The organism is Pseudomonas sp. MM227 (assembly GCF_947090715.1).
Lineage (GTDB): Bacteria > Pseudomonadota > Gammaproteobacteria > Pseudomonadales > Pseudomonadaceae > Aquipseudomonas > Aquipseudomonas baltica.
This window is the reverse complement of record NZ_OX352319.1, coordinates 3,063,336-3,080,124: the sequence shown is the minus strand read 5'-3', so window position 1 is coordinate 3,080,124 and position 16,789 is coordinate 3,063,336. Positions and strand designations below refer to the sequence as shown.

General features: G+C 62.0%; 14 protein-coding genes and 1 pseudogene. 10 read left to right on the top strand and 5 right to left on the bottom strand.

What is annotated here, in order from left to right:
• Nucleotides 1-72: 72 nt before the first annotated feature.
• The 4 genes and pseudogenes from ONG87_RS13845 to ONG87_RS13830 all read right to left on the bottom strand — a co-directional run bounded on the left by ONG87_RS13845 (nucleotide 73) and on the right by ONG87_RS13830 (nucleotide 4,165).
• Entirely contained in the window at nucleotides 73-1,059 is a 987-nt protein-coding gene (locus tag ONG87_RS13845) for an alpha-L-glutamate ligase-like protein (protein WP_192102343.1), read from the bottom strand.
• Nucleotides 1,060-1,074: 15 nt separating this feature from the next.
• Nucleotides 1,075-2,595: pseudogene (locus tag ONG87_RS13840) on the bottom strand (inactive transglutaminase family protein); the annotation flags it as partial.
• 5 nt (nucleotides 2,596-2,600) lie between these two features.
• Nucleotides 2,601-3,152, bottom strand: coding sequence for an ATP-dependent zinc protease (locus ONG87_RS13835; RefSeq protein WP_192058116.1), 552 nt, complete (start codon nucleotides 3,150-3,152; stop codon nucleotides 2,601-2,603).
• 194 nt (nucleotides 3,153-3,346) lie between these two features.
• The gene (locus tag ONG87_RS13830) at nucleotides 3,347-4,165 is read right to left on the bottom strand and encodes a pyruvate, water dikinase regulatory protein (RefSeq protein WP_122476071.1); all 819 of its coding nucleotides are present in this window, start codon (nucleotides 4,163-4,165) and stop codon (nucleotides 3,347-3,349) included.
• Between the two features lie 174 nt (nucleotides 4,166-4,339).
• Here ONG87_RS13830 and ppsA point away from each other — a divergent pair, with 174 nt between their 5' ends.
• The 9 genes from ppsA to ONG87_RS13785 all read left to right on the top strand — a co-directional run bounded on the left by ppsA (nucleotide 4,340) and on the right by ONG87_RS13785 (nucleotide 13,665).
• Complete coding sequence (ppsA, locus tag ONG87_RS13825; RefSeq protein ID WP_264382862.1) at nucleotides 4,340-6,715, top strand: phosphoenolpyruvate synthase; 2,376 nt, start codon at nucleotides 4,340-4,342, stop codon at nucleotides 6,713-6,715.
• Between the two features lie 204 nt (nucleotides 6,716-6,919).
• The gene (locus tag ONG87_RS13820) at nucleotides 6,920-7,906 is read left to right on the top strand and encodes an alpha/beta fold hydrolase (RefSeq protein ID WP_122476068.1); all 987 of its coding nucleotides are present in this window, start codon (nucleotides 6,920-6,922) and stop codon (nucleotides 7,904-7,906) included.
• 84 nt (nucleotides 7,907-7,990) lie between these two features.
• Complete coding sequence (gene rraA, locus ONG87_RS13815; protein WP_122476067.1) at nucleotides 7,991-8,476, top strand: ribonuclease E activity regulator RraA; 486 nt, start codon at nucleotides 7,991-7,993, stop codon at nucleotides 8,474-8,476.
• A 27-nt stretch (nucleotides 8,477-8,503) separates the two neighbouring features.
• Complete coding sequence (locus ONG87_RS13810) at nucleotides 8,504-9,499, top strand: zinc transporter ZntB (protein ID WP_192102341.1); 996 nt, start codon at nucleotides 8,504-8,506, stop codon at nucleotides 9,497-9,499.
• An 84-nt stretch (nucleotides 9,500-9,583) separates the two neighbouring features.
• A complete protein-coding gene (locus tag ONG87_RS13805; protein ID WP_122476063.1) occupies nucleotides 9,584-9,826 on the top strand; it encodes a CrfX protein in 243 nt (80 codons plus the stop codon).
• Between the two features lie 3 nt (nucleotides 9,827-9,829).
• Nucleotides 9,830-10,654, top strand: coding sequence for a mechanosensitive ion channel domain-containing protein (locus ONG87_RS13800; protein WP_185794460.1), 825 nt, complete (start codon nucleotides 9,830-9,832; stop codon nucleotides 10,652-10,654).
• Between the two features lie 103 nt (nucleotides 10,655-10,757).
• Complete coding sequence (gene sigX, locus ONG87_RS13795) at nucleotides 10,758-11,348, top strand: RNA polymerase sigma factor SigX (protein WP_122476059.1); 591 nt, start codon at nucleotides 10,758-10,760, stop codon at nucleotides 11,346-11,348.
• A gap of 103 nt (nucleotides 11,349-11,451) precedes the next feature.
• Nucleotides 11,452-12,489: an OmpA family protein gene (locus tag ONG87_RS13790; RefSeq protein ID WP_192053153.1), complete on the top strand. Its 1,038-nt coding sequence runs from the start codon at nucleotides 11,452-11,454 to the stop codon at nucleotides 12,487-12,489.
• Between the two features lie 147 nt (nucleotides 12,490-12,636).
• Nucleotides 12,637-13,665, top strand: coding sequence for a quinone-dependent dihydroorotate dehydrogenase (locus ONG87_RS13785; RefSeq protein WP_264381441.1), 1,029 nt, complete (start codon nucleotides 12,637-12,639; stop codon nucleotides 13,663-13,665).
• A gap of 88 nt (nucleotides 13,666-13,753) precedes the next feature.
• On the opposite strand, the gene ONG87_RS13780 is transcribed toward ONG87_RS13785, so the two are convergent.
• Nucleotides 13,754-13,969, bottom strand: coding sequence for a ribosome modulation factor (locus tag ONG87_RS13780; protein WP_008368461.1), 216 nt, complete (start codon nucleotides 13,967-13,969; stop codon nucleotides 13,754-13,756).
• A gap of 533 nt (nucleotides 13,970-14,502) precedes the next feature.
• Between ONG87_RS13780 and rlmKL the strand changes: the two genes are divergently transcribed.
• Nucleotides 14,503-16,779 (top strand): bifunctional 23S rRNA (guanine(2069)-N(7))-methyltransferase RlmK/23S rRNA (guanine(2445)-N(2))-methyltransferase RlmL, encoded by a 2,277-nt coding sequence (gene rlmKL, locus ONG87_RS13775; RefSeq protein WP_264381440.1) that lies wholly within the window; start codon nucleotides 14,503-14,505, stop codon nucleotides 16,777-16,779.
• The last annotated feature ends 10 nt before the right edge of the window (nucleotides 16,780-16,789 follow it).

Here is a 16,789-nt window from a genome sequence, read left to right as displayed (position 1 = left end):
CGGTGGCCAGTAGCGGGGCTGGGATTGTAATGCAGCCGGGCGCCGCGTGTGCGGGTGGCGTGGCGTCCGCGCTCAGGTCACTGCTGCGGGCACATGACCGAACAGTGCCTGGACGAAGCGCGTGCGCTCTTCGACGGTTTCCACGAGGCCTTCGGCCGCCAGCGCTTCCAGGTGTTTTTCCACGGCCTGGGTGCGCAGGGTCAGGCCGCAGTCGTTGGCAATCTGGATGTTCAGCCCGGGGCGGGCGTTGAGCTCCAGGATCAGCGGGCCTTTCTCCTGGTCCAGGACCATGTCGACGCCGATGTAGCCCAGCCCGCACAATTCGAAGCAGCCGGCGGCCAGGCGCATGAAGCCGTCCCAGTTGGGCAACTGCACACCGTCCACGGCGTTGGTGGTGTCGGGGTGCTTGCTGATGATGTTGTTCAGCCAGGTGCCGCGCAAGGTCACGCCCGTGGCCAGGTCGACGCCGACGCCGATGGCGCCCTGGTGCAGGTTGGCCTTGCCGCCCGACTGCCGGGTCGGCAAGCGCAGCATGGCCATTACCGGGTAGCCCATCAGCACGATGATGCGGATGTCCGGTACGCCTTCGTAGCTGATGCTCTTGAAGATCTGGTCGGGGATCACCCGGTATTCGATCAGCGCGCGGTCACGGTGCCCGCCCAGCGAATAGAGGCCGGTGAGGATGCTGGAAATCTGGTGCTCGATGTCTTCGCGGCTGATGATCTTGCCCGACACGGTCCGAAAGCGCTCCTCGAAGCGGTCGGCGACCACCAGGATGCCGTCACCGCCAGCGCCCTGGGCCGGCTTGACCACGAAGTCACTGCGCCCGCCGATGATCTCGTCGAGGCGATCGATCTGTTTTTCCGTGGAGATCACCCCGAACATCTCGGGCACATGGATACCCGCCGCAATGGCGCGCTCCTTGGTGATGATCTTGTCGTCGACGATGGGGTACAGGCTGCGCCGGTTGTACTTGAGCACATAGTCGGCGTTACGCCGGTTGATGCCCATGATGCCGCGGGCCTCCAGCGCTTTCCAGGTTTTCCACAGGCCGAACATCAGGGAGTCGGCCTGCTTGAGAAAGGCCTTGAAACGCACCAGTTCGGTCAGCCGGTAGCCGCGGTAGCGGCCCATGGCGAGCATGAAGCCCACCAGGATCAGCAGGATCGCCGGGAAGGTGAACACGAAGTACACCAGCTCCGGCACGCTCATCAGGATATGCGCCAGGGAGGCGGCGAACAGCGTGCCCACCGCGACCTTCAAGGCATGCCCGCTGCCGCGTTCTTCCCAGGTGATCGACAGGCGCTCGATGGTCATGGTCAGGATCACCATCGGGAACAGCGCCACCGACAGCCCGCGCTCCAGGCCCAGCTTGTGGCTGAACAGGCTGATCGCGGCAATCAGCACCACGACGAAAGTGAGCACCACGGACAGCCTGGGCAGCATCTGCAGCTTCAGGTGTTCCAGGTAGGAGCGCAGCGACAGCCCCAGCGCGGTGATCACCGTGAACAGGATGATGCCGAAGCCCAGCTGGGTTTCGCGGAATGCCAGGGCAATCAACACTGGAGTGAAGGTGCCCAGGGTCTGGATGCCGATCAGGTTGCGCAGGATCAGAATCACCAGCACGCCGATCGGGATCATCACCATGATCATGAAGGTCTGCTGGGTCTGCAGCGGCAGGCCGTACAGGCTGTACTCGAGGAAGTCGGCGTCGGTGTTCTCGTCGGTCAGCTTGGCCAGGCGAATGGCGTTCATCTCGCTGTTGTTCATGGTGAAGGTGACGGTTGCCTTGCGGCCACCCTCGACGCTCACCAGGTTTTCGTCACCCGTCCACCACAGCAGGCGATCCTCGGGCAGGCCCTGCTCGCCGGTATCGGGGTTGAAGTACAGCCAGTCGTTGCCGTTGAAGCTGCGCAGCCACAGTTCCGGTGTCTGCGCCTGGTCGGCGAGCAGGCGCACGGTGTGGACCTTTTCCATCGGCACGTGGGCGATGGACAGCAGCAGGTCGATGATGCGTGCCTTGTGCAAGGTCGAGGTGTCGCCGGCCAGCAGCAGCTTGACGTTGTCGTCGGCCAGATTGTTGACCCGCTTGATGGTTTCGCCGACGAAGGTCTCGACATCGGCCGAATGCTGGCGGATGGGCGCCAGCAATGCTTCGGCGGCGATCTTTTCCGGGCCTTCCACGGCCAGGCTGTCGCGGAAGATCGGCCCCTTGACCTTGATTTTTTCGCCGCTGTAGCGCTTGGTCAGCACCAGGCGGTAGTACAGCGTCTGGTTGCCCGAAGCGCGCCGGGCCGACCAGGTCACCTTGCGGTTGCCGTCCAGACGATTGACGCTGACCCCGTAGTTGTTGGAGATGAAGCTTTCGTTGAGGCTCACATAGTCACGACTCAGTGGCGGCACGAACATCTGCACCTTCACCGGGTCCTTGGCGCTGGCGACGAATTCGACCTTGGCGTCGATGTTCCACAGATCGTCGGTTTCGTCTTCGGTCACCGGGATGCCGAGTACGAGGATCTGATAGGCGGTGATGGCGATGCCCAGCCCCACCAGCGCGGTGATCAGGATCTTCAAGTGCAGGGTTAGAGCGCGCATTGAAATTACTCTGCGATGGTGGCGACAGTGGCGCAGGCGGGTTTGCCGGCAGCGTGTTTGCGGCTGGGGTCGACCAGCGCATCGAAGCGGGTGAGCGCATCGGAGCCGATCAGCAGCGGGTAGTCGAATGCGGTGCGGTCGGTGAGGTTGACTTCGATGCGGCGCTGGGTATGGCCCATGCACACGTCGAGTTCGATCACCGGCCGCTGGGTGTGGGTCTTGCGTTCGCGGGCACTGCATTCACAATCGTCGGCGCGTCGCTTGATGGAGCTCACGCGCACCAGCGGCCGCTCGATGGGGTGGGAATGGGCATTGTCGATCGCCAGGTAGAAGCGCACCCAGGGTTGGCCATTGCGCTTGAAACGCTTGATGTCACGGGCACTGAGCGAGGCGGTCAATGCGCCCGTATCGAGTTTGGCGGCGACCCGCAGGTTGATGTCGGTCAACTGCGCGTACTCGTTCAAGCCGTAGGTGGTCTTTTCGGCAGCCAGGCCCAGGCCCGGAATGAACGGAATGAATAAAAGGCTGAACAGGCGGGAGAGGGGCTTGAGAGTCATGAATTGAAATTATGAATACCGAATCGGGCACCGCAAAAACGTTTCGCGGGTAACAGGAAGAGAGCACCGCATTCTAGCACGGTGCTTTCGTGCCGCCAGCGCAGGCACGGTCGGGCGAGGCCTTGGAGTGCGAATCGACCGTGAAGTTCGAGGGTCGACCGCTCGGCAGGGGTGGGCGCCGCGGGTGCAGGCGCCTATTTGAAGCGCCGTTCGACGCCTTTCTCGACGAGGATCTTGGCGGAGATTTCTTCCACCGAAAAATGGGTCGAGTCGATGTTCGGAATGTTCTCGCGGCGAAACAGACCTTCCACCTCGCGCACCTCGAACTCGCACTGGGCGAAGCTGGCGTAACGACTGTTGGGCTTGCGTTCGTGGCGGATCGCGGTGAGTCGATCGGGGTCGATGGTCAGGCCGAACAGCTTGTGCTGGTGGGCCCTGAGCGCAGGTGGCAACTGCAGGCGCTCCATGTCGTCTTCGGTCAGCGGGTAGTTGGCGGCGCGGATGCCGAATTGCATGGCCATGTACAGGCAGGTCGGGGTCTTGCCACAGCGCGACACGCCCACCAGGATCAGGTCGGCCTTGTCGTAGTAGTGGGTTCTGGCGCCGTCGTCGTTGTCCAGCGCGAAATTGACCGCTTCGATACGTTCCATGTAGTTGGCGTTGTGCGCAATGGAGTGGGACTTGCCCACCGAGTACGAGGAATGTGCGCTGAGCTCCATTTCCAGCGGGGCGAGGAAGGTCGAGAAGATGTCGATCATGAAGCCGTTGGAGGTGGCGAGGATCTCGCGGATGTCCTGATTGACGATGGTGTCGAAGATGATCGGTCGCACACCGTCCTTTTCGGCGCAGTTATTGATTTGCTGTACCATGGCCCGAGCCTTGTCCACGCTGTCGATATAGGGCCGCGTGAACTTGCTGAAGGTAATGTTTTCGAACTGCGCCAGTAGACTTTGCCCCAGCGTTTCGGCGGTAATGCCGGTACCGTCGGAGATGAAGAATGCAGATCGTTTCATTGTGCGCCCCGGCCCGTAGGCAACTGACGATTCTTGGATATGATAGGCCCGATTGATGGCCAGCATTGCCAGGCATTCTCGTTCATTTCCGGGGCTGCGGCCACAGCCCCCCGCGTGCGACGATTCGCGCCGGGCATCCCGAGCTTTTCCAACCCAGTCAGTGGAGAGATCACCTTGGTAGAGTACGTAGTTTCCCTCGATAAGCTTGGCAACAATGATGTGGAACACGTGGGGGGCAAGAATGCGTCCCTGGGCGAGATGATCAGCAATCTGGCTGGTGCCGGCGTGTCGGTGCCTGGCGGCTTTGCCACCACCGCCCAGGCCTATCGCGACTTCCTCGACCTCAGCGGGCTCAACGAGCAGATCCACGCGGCCCTCGATGCGCTCGACGTGGACGACGTCAATGCCCTGGCTCGCACCGGCGCGCAGATCCGCCAGTGGGTCATGGAGGCCGAGTTCCCCGAGCGTCTCAACGAAGAGATCCGCATCGCCTTCGCCGAGCTGTCCAAGGGCAACCCGGACATCGCCGTTGCCGTGCGTTCCTCGGCCACCGCCGAAGACCTGCCCGATGCCTCCTTTGCCGGCCAGCAGGAAACCTTCCTCAATATCCGCGGTGTCGAGAACGTCATTCGCGCGGCCAAGGAAGTCTTCGCTTCATTGTTCAACGACCGCGCCATTGCCTACCGCGTTCACCAGGGCTTCGACCACAAGCTGGTTGCCCTGTCGGCCGGCGTGCAGCGCATGGTGCGTTCGGAAACCGGCACTGCCGGGGTGATGTTCACCTTGGACACCGAGTCCGGGTTCCGTGACGTGGTGTTCATCACCGGCGCCTACGGCCTGGGCGAGACCGTGGTGCAAGGCGCGGTGAACCCCGACGAATTCTATGTGCACAAGCACACCCTGGAGGCCGGTCGTCCGGCGATCCTGCGGCGCAACCTGGGCAGCAAGGCGATCAAGATGGTCTACGGCGACGAAGCGCGCGCCGGACGCTCGGTCAAGGTGGTGGACGTCGACAAGGCCGAACGTGCGCGTTTCTGCCTGACCGATGCGCAGGTCAGCGAGCTGGCCAAGCAGGCGATGATCATCGAGAAGCACTACGGCCGGCCGATGGACATCGAGTGGGCCCAGGACGGCGACGACGGCCAGCTGTACATCGTCCAGGCGCGCCCGGAGACAGTGAAGAGCCGCTCCAGCGCCAACGTGATGGAACGCTACCTGCTCAAGGAAAAGGGCACCGTGCTGGTCGAGGGCCGCGCCATCGGCCAGCGCATCGGTGCCGGCAAGGTCCGCATCATTCACGACGCCTCCGAGATGGACAAGGTCCAGGCCGGTGACGTGCTGGTTTCGGACATGACCGACCCGGACTGGGAACCGGTGATGAAACGCGCCAGTGCCATCGTCACCAATCGCGGCGGGCGAACCTGCCACGCCGCGATCATCGCCCGCGAACTGGGCATTCCGGCAGTGGTGGGCTGCGGCAACGCCACGCAACTGCTCCAGGACGGCCAGGGCGTGACGGTGTCCTGCGCCGAGGGCGACACCGGCTACATCTTCGAGGGCGAACTGGGCTTCGACATCAAGCAGAATTCGGTCGACGCCATGCCCGAGCTGCCATTCAAGATCATGATGAACGTCGGCAACCCGGATCGCGCCTTCGATTTTGCCCAGTTGCCCAATGCCGGTGTCGGCCTGGCGCGTCTGGAGTTCATCATCAACCGGATGATCGGCGTGCACCCCAAGGCGCTGCTCAACTACGACACCCTGACCCCGGAAATCAAGGACAGCGTCGACAAGCGTGTGGCCGGCTACAGCGACCCGGTGAATTTCTATGTCGACAAGCTGGTCGAGGGCATCAGCACCCTGGCTGCGGCCTTCTGGCCGAAGAAAGTCATCGTCCGGCTGTCCGACTTCAAGTCCAACGAATACGCCAACCTGATCGGCGGCAAGCTCTACGAGCCGGAAGAAGAGAACCCGATGCTGGGCTTCCGCGGGGCGTCGCGCTACATCAGCGAGTCGTTCCGCGACTGCTTCGAGCTCGAATGCCGGGCGATGAAGCGGGTGCGCAACGAAATGGGCCTGACCAACGTCGAGATCATGGTGCCGTTCGTGCGCACCCTGGGCGAAGCGTCGCAGGTGATCGACCTGCTCGCCGAGAATGGCCTGGCCCGCGGCGACAACGGTCTGCGCATCATCATGATGTGCGAGCTGCCGTCCAACGCCATCCTGGCCGACGAGTTCCTGGAGTTCTTCGACGGCTTCTCGATCGGTTCCAACGACCTCACCCAGCTCACCCTCGGCCTGGACCGCGACTCGGGGATCATCGCCCACCTGTTCGACGAGCGTAACCCGGCGGTCAAGAAGCTGCTGGCCAATGCCATCCAGGCCTGCAACAAGGCCGGCAAGTACATCGGCATCTGCGGCCAGGGCCCGTCCGATCACCCTGACCTGGCCAAATGGCTGATGGAGCAGGGCATCGAAAGCGTGTCGCTGAACCCGGACTCGGTCCTGGAAACCTGGTTCTTCCTGGCCGAAAAGGAAAGCGTCGTTTAAGCCGTCCCACTCCAGACCGGTGTGTCCTTTCCTGCACCCCGGTCCCCTGTATCACCCCAGACCGGTGTGTCCTTTCAAACACCCCGGTCGCCTGTAGCAGCGGCGCAAGCCGCGTCGCCCTTGATCCTGCCCTTCATGCACAGATCAACACAGACGCGGCTTGCGCCCCGGTTACAGCCCCATTCATTCAGACGCAAGTGCCTTATGCAAAGCAGCAGTACCCTCTTTCCCGTCGCGCTGCTCAGTGCCGAGCGTCGCGGCGACCTCAGCGAAGACATCTACCGCATCAAGGCCGCCAACAGCCCCGACCCCAGTGTCGAGCTGGCGTTGACGCGCCTGGGCCTGGCCGATCAACCTGGTGCTCGCGGGGTGCCGGTGATCCTTCTGCATGGCAGCTTTTCCAACCGGCGCTTCTGGTACTCGCCCAAGGGCATAGGCCTGGGGCCTTGGCTGGCACGTCGCGGGTTCGACGTATGGATAGCCGAAATGCGCGGCCACGGACTGTCGCCGCGCAACCAGCACTACGCCAGCAATACCGTGGCCGACTACGCCCGCTACGATCTTCCGGTCATCGGTGCATTCGTCGCCGAGGTCAGTGCTCAGACGCCGCATTGGATCGGGCATTCGCTCGGCGGCATCACCCTGGCCGCCGCCTTGGGTGGCGGCTATCTGCAAGGCGATCTGGCAGCGTCTGCGGCGCTGTTCGGTGCCCAGGTCAGTCGACGTCACTGGCAGTTGCGGATTCCTCCGCTGAACTGGGCTGCGCGCCGCCTGCTCAAGCGCTATCCACACATTTCCGGGGCCCGCCTCAAACGCGGCCCGGAAGACGAGCCGGTGGGCGTTGGCCTGGAGTGGATGCGCTGGAAAGGCCTGTTCGGCCGTTTCGGCGATGCCGAGCGGGACTGGTGGCAGGGGCTGGGCGAAGTGAAACTGCCCATCCTCGCCGTTGCGGCGGTCGGTGACCTGCAGGATCCAAGCTGGGACTGCCGCCAGCTGTTCGAGCAATTTGCCGGGAGCCACAACCAGTTCGTCAACCTGGGCCGCGCCCAGGGCTTCGGCGACGACTTCGACCACGTGCGCATGCTGGTCAGTGCGCAAGCCCAGGCCGAGGTCTGGCCGCTGGTCGGGACCTGGCTGAGCGACCCCTACCGGCCGCTGCTGCCCGGCGCGACACCGTTGGCGACGACCTGAGCATGGTCTAGGCTGTGAGGGCCGCGCCGCGTCCGGTGCAGGCTACTGGCTCTTGCAGCCGCCATTCGCCCCAGGAGCAATGCCATGCACTATCTGACCCCCGACCTGTGTGATGCCTACCCCGACGTCGAGGTGCTCGAGCCGATGTTCAGCAATTTCGGTGGCCGCGACTCCTTCGGCGGCCAGATCGTCACCATCAAGACCTTCGAAGACAACTCGCGAGTACGCGAGCAGGTGGCTCTGGATGGCACCGGCAAGGTGCTGGTGGTCGACGGTGGAGGCTCGCTGCGCAAGGCGCTACTGGGCGACATGCTTGCCCAGAAAGCCGCGGAGAACGGTTGGGAAGGCCTGGTCATCTATGGGTGCGTGCGTGACGTCGACATGCTCGCGCAAACCGATGTCGGTGTGCAGGCCCTGGCCAGCCATCCGATGCCGACCGTCAAGCGGGGTCTGGGTGATCTCGATGTGAAGGTCAGCTTCGCCGGTGTCACATTCGTTCCCGGCCACTATCTGTATGCCGACAACAACGGCATCATCGTCTCGCCAGAGGCGTTGAGCATGCCCGAATGACAACTTTCCATCAGTAACGGGGACACGATGTACGAGGAAGACAATGCGCAATGGGGGCTGGTGCATGCCCTGTTGCTGGACGGCAAGGGAGGTGCGCGGTCGGTTGCCCGGACCGATATCGACGGGCTGCAGCTGCAACCTCACCAGAGCCTGTGGCTGCACTGGGATCGCAGCCATCCCCAGACCCGTGACTGGTTGCGCCGCAATAGTGGCCTGAGCGAATTCAGCTGCGACCTGCTGCTGGAGGAAAACACCCGCCCGCGCCTGGTCCCGTTGCCCGACGATGAACTGCTGCTGTTCCTGCGTGGGGTCAATCTCAATCCAGGAGCCGAGCCCGAGGACATGGTCTCGGTGCGGATCTTCGCCCAGGCCCAGCGCATCATTTCCCTGCGCCTGCGGCCATTGCGCGCGACCGACGACCTGCTCGAACAGTTCGCCGCCTGCAAGGGCCCGAAAACCGCTTCGGAGTTGATTCTGTACCTGGCTCAGCACTTGACCGAAAAGGTCCAGGCACTGGTCGAAGACCTATCCGACATCGTCGATATGGAGGAAGACAAACTCGACGCCGACGAACGGTACACGCCCGAGCACGGCAGCATTCTCCAGCTGCGCCGAAGGGCGGCCGGACTGCGGCGCTTCCTCGCGCCGCAACGCGATATCTTTGGCCAGTTGGCGCGCAACAAGGTGCCCTGGTTCGTCGACGACGACGCCGACTACTGGAACGAACTCAACAACAGCCTGACCCGTTATCTGGAAGAGCTGGAACTGGCGCGCGAGCGTGTGGGGCTGGTGCTCGAGGCCGAAGACCGGCGTCAGAGCGAGCGCATGAATCGCACCATGTATCGCTTCGGCATCATCACCGGGATCTTTCTGCCGATGAGCTTTCTGACCGGTCTACTGGGCATCAACGTCGGCGGCATTCCCGGTTCCGACAGCCCCTATGGTTTCACCATTGCCTGCGCATTGATGGTGGCCGTAGCGTTGGGCCAATGGTTGTTGTTTCGACGCTTGCGCTGGGTCTGACACGGAATTTACCCTGTGCTCGCCGAGACCTTTGTGACTCACCGCCGCAGGGTCTCGTCTTTGAATGAAATTCGCGAGGTATGCATGCCTGATCCGTTCGAAGAATCCCTGCGAGACATGCTCAACGCTCACGCGCCGGGTCGCGACGACCGCGCCGCGCTGGGGCGAGTGCTCAAGACTGCCAATCGCCAGGTCGGCGCGGGCGATCTCTTCAGCCTGATAGGGCGCTGGGGTCAGGCATTCATGATCGCGGTGAACAGTGGTTCGGCGAATATCGCGCCGGTGTCTCGTCGTACGGATTCCGCCGCTGCGGATAAGGCTGATTGATCAATGGAACTGGACCCCTGGACTCAAAGCCTGGTGGCGGCGATGACCGCCCTGTGGACCAAGGTCGCCAATTTCATCCCCAACCTGTTCGGGGCGTTGGTGGTGGTACTGTTGGGCTTCCTGGTCGCCAAGCTGCTCGACACGTTGTTGTCCAAGCTGCTGGCCAAGTTCGGGCTCGACCGCCTGATGGCGGGGACCGGCCTGACCAAACTGCTGGGCCGTGGCGGCCTCAGGGTGCCGATCTCGACCCTCATCGGCAAGATCGTCTATTGGTTCGTGCTGTTGATTTTCCTGGTGTCGGCCGCCGAGTCGCTGGGGCTGCAGCGGGTTTCGGCGACCCTGGACATGCTGGCGCTGTACCTGCCCAAGGTATTCGGTGCAGCCTTGGTGTTGCTGGTCGGTGTACTGCTGGCGCAACTGGTCAATGGCGTGGTACGTGGCGCTGCCGAAGGGGTAGGGCTCGATTACGCAGGTGGCCTGGGACGTGTGGCGCAGTGGTTGGTGATCATCATCAGCATTTCGGTGGCCATCAGCCAGCTGGAGGTCAAGACCGACCTGCTGAACCACGTGATCGTCATCGCCTTGATTACCGTTGGTCTGGCCGCAGCACTGGCCATGGGGTTGGGCAGCCGTGAAATCGCCAGTCAGATACTGGCCGGGATCTACGTGCGGGAACTGTTTCAAGTGGGCCAGCAGGTGCAGGTTGGAGGGGTCGAAGGGCAGATCGAGGAAATCGGCACCGTCAAGACGACAGTGATGACCGACGACGGCGAGCTGGTTTCGATGTCCAACCGCGAGCTGCTGGAACAGCGGGTGAGTAGCCGATAGGTCAACGTTTTGCTAATGTATGCCGCCGCAAAAAGGCTGAGCGATCATGCCTTGGCGGACAATGACCTGACCTTCGGGGACCTGACCTTCGGGCCGACCTGTTTTGAATAAAGTACATACGCTGCCCGTGCGCTACGACCCCCGCGAGCTCTCTGACGAGGAGTTGGTGGCGCGTTCGCACGAGGAGCTGTTCCATGTCACGCGGGCCTATGAAGAGCTGATGCGTCGCTACCAGCGAACCCTCTTCAACGTCTGTGCAAGATATTTAGGGAACGATCGTGACGCTGACGATGTCTGTCAGGAAGTGATGTTGAAGGTGCTGTACGGGCTAAAGAATTTCGAGGGTAAGTCGAAATTCAAGACGTGGCTTTACAGCATCACCTATAACGAATGCATCACGCAGTACCGGAAGGAAAGGCGCAAGCGCCGCTTGATGGATGCCCTGAGTCTCGATCCGCTCGAGGAGGCATCCGAAGAGAAGGCGCCCAAGTCGGAGGAGCGCGGTGGTCTCGACCGATGGTTGGTGTTCGTGAACCCGATAGACCGGGAGATTCTTGTGCTGCGATTCGTCGCTGAGCTGGAATTCCAGGAAATCGCCGACATCATGCACATGGGCTTGAGCGCCACCAAAATGCGGTACAAGCGGGCCTTAGATAAGCTCCGCGATAAATTTGCAGACCTGTCCGAAACTTAGTTCGGCGCAAAGGTCTCTAACCTACCGGCAAGGTCTGCTAGACTTGCCGTCAAGCTGCCCCGGATGAGGGGCGCTTAACAATCACCAGATGGGGATTTAACGGATGAAACTGAAAAACACCTTGGGCCTTGCCATTGGTTCTCTCGTTGCCGCAACTTCATTCGGCGTATTGGCACAAGGCCAAGGCGCAGTTGAAATCGAAGGCTTCGCCAAGAAAGAATACTACGACAGCGCTCGCGACTTCAAAAACGACGGCAACCTGTTCGGTGGCTCGGTTGGTTACTTCCTGACCGACGACGTTGAATTGCGTCTGGGTTACGACGAAGTCCACAACGTTCGCAGCGACAGCGGCAAGAACATCAAGGGCTCCAACACAGCTCTGGACGCTCTGTACCACTTCAACAAGCCAGGCGACATGCTGCGTCCGTACGTTTCGGCTGGTTTCTCTGACCAAAGCATCGGTCAGAACGATCGCAACGGCCGTAACGGTTCCACCTTCGCCAACCTGGGCGGCGGTGCCAAGCTGTACTTCACTGACAACTTCTACGCCCGTGCCGGTGTTGAAGCTCAGTACAACATCGACCAAGGCGACACCGAGTGGGCGCCAAGCGTCGGTATCGGCGTGAACTTCGGTGGCGGCTCCAAGCCTGCTCCAGCCGCTGCTCCAGCTCCAGTAGCTGAAGTCTGCGCTGACTCCGACAACGACGGCGTCTGCGACAACGTCGACAAGTGCCCTGACACCCCTGCCAACGTTACCGTTGACGCTGATGGCTGCCCAGCCGTCGCCGAAACCGTTCGCGTTGAGCTGGACGTCAAGTTCGACTTCGACAAGTCGGTCGTGAAGACCAACAGCTATGGCGATATCAAGAACCTGGCTGACTTCATGAAGCAGTACCCACAGACCACCACCACTGTTGAAGGTCACACTGACTCCGTCGGTCCTGATGCCTACAACCAGAAGCTGTCCGAGCGTCGTGCTGCTGCTGTCAAGCAAGTGCTGACCGGTCAGTACGGTGTTGAATCCAACCGCGTAAACTCGGTTGGCTACGGCGAAACCCGCCCAGTGGCTGACAACGCCACCGACGCTGGCCGCGCTGTAAACCGTCGCGTAGAAGCTGAAGTAGAAGCTCAAGCTAAGTAATTAGCTACCGCTTCAACGAAAAGCCCGGCTCATGCCGGGCTTTTCTTTGCCTGCGATTTGGCCTGTGCCACCCGCTACCATACCTAACCGACCGCGGATCTGGCACAATCGCACCCCTCTATCGCTTCCTCGGAGCCAAGCCCGCCCATGTACAATCTGGCCCGCCAGCTGCTGTTCAAATTGTCCGCTGAAACCTCCCATGACTTGTCTCTGGACCTTATCGGCGCCGGTGGCCGCCTGGGCCTCAACGGCCTGCTCGCCAAGCCGCCGGCGCGCCTGCCGGTCACGGTCATGGGTCTGCAGTTCGACAATCCGGTGGGGCTGGCAGCGGGGCTGGACAAGAACGGCGCGGCCATCGACGGCTTCTCCCAGCTGGGTTTCGGCTCGGTAGAAATCGGCACGGTGACCCCACGTCCACAGCCGGGCAATCCAAAGCCCCGTTTGTTTCGCCTGCCTGAAGCCTGCGCAATCATCAACCGCATGGGCTTCAACAACCTGGGTGTCGACAACCTGGTCGAGCGCGTCAAGGCGGCCAAGTATCAGGGCGTGCTGGGTATCAATATCGGCAAGAACCTCACCACCCCGGTCGAGCGCGCCGTGGACGACTACCTGATCTGTCTGGACAAGGTCTACGACCACGCCAGCTACATCACCGTCAACATCAGCTCGCCCAATACCGCCGGCCTGCGCAGCCTGCAGTTCGGTGACTCGCTCAAGCAATTACTAGACACGCTGGCAGCACGGCGCGTGGTGCTGGCCGGGCAAAGCGGACGGCATGTGCCACTGGCGATCAAGATCGCTCCGGACATGAGCGATGAAGAAACCGCACTGGTGGCACAGGCACTGGTCGACGCTGGTATGGACGCAGTGATCGCCACCAATACCACCCTCAGCCGGGTCGGTGTCGAGGGGCTGGTTCACGCAGACGAAGCCGGTGGGTTGTCGGGAGCGCCGGTGCGGGAGCAAAGCACTCACATCGTCAAGGTGCTGGCGCAGACCTTGAACGGCAGATTGCCGATCATTGCAGCAGGCGGGATCACAGAGGGTGGGCATGCGGCCGAAAAAATCGCCGCGGGTGCCAGTCTGGTTCAGATTTATTCGGGCTTCATCTACAAGGGGCCTGCACTGATCCGCGAGTCGGTGGACGCCATCGCGGCGCTGCGCGCCAGGCAATGATTCGAGGCGCGATAGGGGCCTCGCAGAGGCCCCTGGGCGCTAGCCCGCCGCCCTGGTTGGGCGTGCATGGTGAAAAGGAAAAAGAGTGTCAGCCGACGGCGTGAAGTTCGTTGAGCCTATGGATCCCCGCAGTGCCGGTCATACCGTCCCAGTTGTCGCCGCGTCCTTCGCGCCAGCCGTTGATCCAGGCTTGGCGTACCGACGGTAGAGTAAAAGGGCAAAGCTCGCGGGATTTGCCATGGATGCCATACTGGTATCCGCGTAGAAATGCTCGTTCCAACGGATCACGCTTAAGTCTTCTCATAGGGTGTTGCCCTCTGTCTATTGACTGTAATGTCCCGTTGGCCTCGTGTGAGGCCAGGCAGATGATCTGCCGGTATCGCGCTCGCTGCCGGCGTGGCGAGCAGTGATGTCTTCGCCATTGCGGCGACGACCTGAGGTGATTTCTAAACGTTGAACTGCGCGATGTGAATGATCGTTTTGTCATAAGCACGTAACTATTTCGCGGTATGGGCAATAAGTAAGCAGGTGCTTCAAGCTTCACTCGACTGCTAGCCCGTCCAAGACAAGGCTTGCAGTATGCAATGAGGTCAATATGCCATTGCGAATCATCTCGATTCCAGAGACGTGAAAAATCGACGAAGGGTCGCGCAGGCGATGCCTTTTTCAGCAGAATCAGGTTCTGCCCCGGCTTCTCGCTTATCAAGGCGGCGGGTGGGGTGGATTGACACCACGGTGGTGTCGCTCGGGCGCTCCATTGCGTAAGGCGCCTGGTTGAACCTCGAGACGGCAATGCGCTTGCCGTCTCATCAATGCCCAAATGGGCCAGGAAGTACCATGTCGGACCGTTTTGAACTGTTTCTCACATGCCCCAAGGGCCTCGAAGGCTTGCTTGCCGAAGAAGCCACCGCCCTGGGCCTGGAAGAAACCCGCGAGCACACCTCCGCAGTGCGCGGCATGGCCGACATGGAAACCGCCTACCGGCTGTGCCTGTGGTCGCGGCTGGGCAACCGCGTGCTGCTGGTGCTCAAGCGCTTTGCCATGAAAGATGCCGAAGACCTCTATCACGGTGTTCTGGATGTCGAGTGGCAGGACCACCTGCTGCCCGACGGCACCCTGGCCGTGGAGTTCAGCGGGCATGGTTCGGGCATCGACAACACTCACTTCGGTGCGCTGAAGGTCAAGGATGCCATCGTCGACAAGCTGCGCACGCCCAGTGGCGAGCGTCCCAGCGTCGACAAGCTCAACCCGGACCTGCGCGTGCATCTGCGCCTGGACCGCGGCGAGGCGATTCTCTCGCTCGATCTGTCCGGACACAGCCTGCACCAGCGTGGCTACCGCCTGCAGCAAGGCGCTGCGCCGCTCAAGGAAAACCTTGCAGCCGCCATTCTGATTCGTGCGGGCTGGCCGCGCATCGCCGCCGAGGGCGGCGCACTGGCCGACCCGATGTGTGGTGTGGGGACCTTTCTGGTAGAGGCGGCCATGATTGCCGCCGACATCGCACCCAACCTCAAGCGTACGCGCTGGGGCTTCAGCGCCTGGCTCGGTCATGTTCCGGCTACCTGGCGCAAGCTGCACGACGAGGCGCTGGCAAGGGCCGAAGCCGGGTTGGCCAAGCCAGCCTCGTGGATTCGCGGCTACGAAGCCGACCCGCGGTTGATCCAGCCAGGCCGCAACAACGTGGAACGCGCCGGCCTCAGCGACTGGATCAAGATCTACCAGGGCGAGGTGGCGACGTTCGAGCCGCGCCCCGATCACAACCAGAAAGGCCTGGTCATCTGTAACCCGCCGTACGGCGAGCGGCTGGGCGATGAGGCCAGCTTGCTGTACCTGTACCAGAACCTGGGCGAACGCCTGCGCCAGGCCTGCCTGAACTGGGAAGCGGCGGTGTTCACCGGTGCCCCCGACCTGGGCAAGCGCATGGGTATCCGCAGCCACAAGCAGTATTCGTTCTGGAACGGCCCTTTGCCGTGCAAGCTGCTATTGATCAAGGTGCTGCCAGACCAGTTCGTCACCGGTGAGCGACGTACGCCCGAGCAGCGCCAGGCCGCGCGTGATCAAGCCGAGCAGGTGGATACCGCGCCAGCGCTGGCCGATCCGTATGCACGAGTGAACAAGAACGGCAACCCAGTCAAGTCGGCCCCGGCGCCCGCGCCCGTGGTTGAACAGGCGCGGCTGAGCGAAGGCGGGCAGATGTTCGCCAACCGCTTGCAGAAGAACCTCAAGACCCTGGGCAAATGGGCACGTCGCGAGGGTATCGATTGCTACCGTGTGTACGATGCGGACATGCCTGAATATGCCATGGCCATCGATCTGTACCACGATTGGGTGCACGTGCAGGAATACGCCGCGCCCAAGTCGATCGACCCTGAGAAGGCTTCGGCACGCCTGTACGACGCCCTGGCGGCGATTCCGCAGGCACTGAACATCGACAAGAGCCGGGTCATCATCAAGCGCCGCGAGCGCCAGAGCGGGACGCGCCAATACGAGCGCCAGAGCGCTCAGGGCCAGTTCACCCAGGTGCAGGAGGGCGGCGTGCAGTTGTTGGTGAACCTGACGGACTACCTGGATACCGGGCTGTTTCTCGATCATCGGCCAATGCGCCTGCGCATTCAGAAAGAGGCAGCGGGCAAGCGTTTCCTCAACCTGTTCTGCTACACCGCCACGGCGAGCGTGCATGCGGCCAAGGGCGGTGCGCGCAGCACGACCAGCGTCGACCTGTCCAAGACCTATCTGGATTGGGCACGGCGCAACCTGTCGCTCAATGGTTTCTCGGACAAGAACCGCCTGGAGCAGGGCGATGTGATGGCCTGGCTACAGGCCAGTCGTGACGAATACGACATGATTTTCATCGACCCGCCGACCTTCTCCAATTCCAAGCGCATGGAAGGGGTGTTCGATGTGCAGCGCGACCACGTCGAGTTGCTGGACCTGGCGGTCGCAAGGTTGGCACCGGGGGGCGTGGTGTATTTCTCCAACAACTTCCGCAAGTTCCAGCTGGACGCCAATTTGGCCGAGCGCTATGCGGTCGAGGACATCACGGCGCAGACAGTGGATCAGGATTTCGCGCGCAACGGCAAGATCCACAGGGCCTGGAAGATTCAGGCGCGGTGATTCACCGAGA

Bases quoted from the DNA above. Each gene is read 5' to 3' on its own strand.
- rlmKL (WP_264381440.1), top strand. From the start codon at position 14,503: ATGTCGGACCGTTTTGAACTGTTTCTCACATGCCCCAAGGGCCTCGAA.
- ONG87_RS13845 (WP_192102343.1), bottom strand. From the start codon at position 1,059: ATGTTCGGCCTGTGGAAAACCTGGAAAGCGCTGGAGGCCCGCGGCATC.
- ONG87_RS13810 (WP_192102341.1), top strand. From the start codon at position 8,504: ATGTACGAGGAAGACAATGCGCAATGGGGGCTGGTGCATGCCCTGTTG.
- ONG87_RS13820 (WP_122476068.1), top strand. From the start codon at position 6,920: ATGCAAAGCAGCAGTACCCTCTTTCCCGTCGCGCTGCTCAGTGCCGAG.
- ONG87_RS13790 (WP_192053153.1), top strand. From the start codon at position 11,452: ATGAAACTGAAAAACACCTTGGGCCTTGCCATTGGTTCTCTCGTTGCC.
- ONG87_RS13780 (WP_008368461.1), bottom strand. From the start codon at position 13,969: ATGAGAAGACTTAAGCGTGATCCGTTGGAACGAGCATTTCTACGCGGA.
- ONG87_RS13835 (WP_192058116.1), bottom strand. From the start codon at position 3,152: ATGACTCTCAAGCCCCTCTCCCGCCTGTTCAGCCTTTTATTCATTCCG.
- ONG87_RS13785 (WP_264381441.1), top strand. From the start codon at position 12,637: ATGTACAATCTGGCCCGCCAGCTGCTGTTCAAATTGTCCGCTGAAACC.
- ONG87_RS13805 (WP_122476063.1), top strand. From the start codon at position 9,584: ATGCCTGATCCGTTCGAAGAATCCCTGCGAGACATGCTCAACGCTCAC.
- ONG87_RS13800 (WP_185794460.1), top strand. From the start codon at position 9,830: ATGGAACTGGACCCCTGGACTCAAAGCCTGGTGGCGGCGATGACCGCC.
- ONG87_RS13830 (WP_122476071.1), bottom strand. From the start codon at position 4,165: ATGAAACGATCTGCATTCTTCATCTCCGACGGTACCGGCATTACCGCC.
- rraA (WP_122476067.1), top strand. From the start codon at position 7,991: ATGCACTATCTGACCCCCGACCTGTGTGATGCCTACCCCGACGTCGAG.